Below are 1,256 nucleotides of genomic sequence, written 5' to 3'. Positions count from 1 at the left end.
TGTCGTGGTCAAGTTTTAGTGGACACCCGAATAGGGGATTTCAGGCGGTTGCCTTCTCGTACTCGACTGGAGGCTGGTAGTCGAGGCTGGAGTGCAACCGATGGGTGTTGTAGAAGCCAGCAATGTAGTGATTGATGTCATCACTGGCTTCGGCTGGATTGGCGTAGCGCCGCTGCCAGACCCGCTCCATCTTCAGATTCAGGAAGAACCGCTCCATCACGGCATTATCCCAACAGTTGCCTTTGCGACTCATGCTGGCCACCAGGCCGTGGCGGTCGAGCAGGTCTCGGTGCGCCTGGCTGGCGTACTGGCTGCCACGGTCGCTATGCACGATCAGGCCGGCCTTGGGTTGGCGCAGGGCGATGGCCATCTGCAAGGCTGAGCACACCAAGTCAGCCGCCATGCTTGGCGCCGTGGCCCAGCCCACGATCTTACGCGAATACAGGTCTAGCACCGCCGCCAGGTACAACCAGCCACGGTCGGTTCGGATGTAGGTGATATCGGCCACCCAGGCTTGGTTGGGCGCAGCGGGTTTGAACTGCCGATCCAGCACGTTGGCCGCCACCGGCAGGTCATGCCGGCTATCGGTTGTATGGGTGAACTTGCGCTTCCAGCGCGCCCTCAAGCGTTGCTCCTTCATCATGCGGCGGATCCGATGGCGCCCGACGCTCAGTCCGCGGGCCTTGAGCGCTGCATGTAGACGACGGCTTCCGTAGTTGCCGCCACTGGCCTCGAAGAGCTGTCGCAGTAGCGGTGCAAGGGGCTTGGCCGTCGGCTTCTGGCGCCGACCATGTGCCGCATACACCCCCGAGCGACTCACCCCCAAAAGCCGGCACAGATGACTCACATTGGCCTTCTCCTGCCTCTGATCGATCACGTACTGGATCACTTCAGTTCGCGGGCAAAGAAGGCCGAGACCTTTTTTAGCAGCACCACATCCTCGCGCAGCCGCTGGTTCTCCCGCTCCAACTCGCGGATACGCTGCTGTTCGGGCGTCAGCGGCTTGCCTTGTCCGGGCTGTCCCGCTTGTTCGGCATCGTATTGGGCTAGCCAGCGGCGAACGACGCTGTCGACTAAATCCTGATCACGGCAAACCTGCTTCACGGTCAAACCCTGTTCGCGGATCATTTGCGCCACTTTAAGCTTGAAAGCAGCGTCGAAGGTTCTATGGCGGCGGTGGGAGGTCATGCTTCTCTCGTCCTCATGGGGGGCTAATCATCCCCTAACGAGGTGTCCACGAGAATTAGACCAGGACA

The 1,256-nt window shown here is 60.7% G+C and carries 1 protein-coding gene; it reads right to left on the bottom strand.

What is annotated here, in order from left to right; all coding sequences use genetic code 11:
* Window positions 1–40: 40 nt before the first annotated feature.
* Window positions 41–1,188 (bottom strand): IS3 family transposase gene (locus ACWKV7_RS23635; protein WP_483860153.1). Its coding sequence is split into 2 segments (ribosomal slippage): window positions 41–918 and window positions 918–1,188, totalling 1,149 coding nucleotides; the frame shifts between segments, so codons are not numbered across the junction.
* Between the last annotated feature and the right edge of the window lie 68 nt (window positions 1,189–1,256).

Source organism: Zestomonas ipomoeae (genome assembly GCF_057128665.1).
This window is presented reverse-complemented; position numbering and strand designations above follow the sequence as displayed.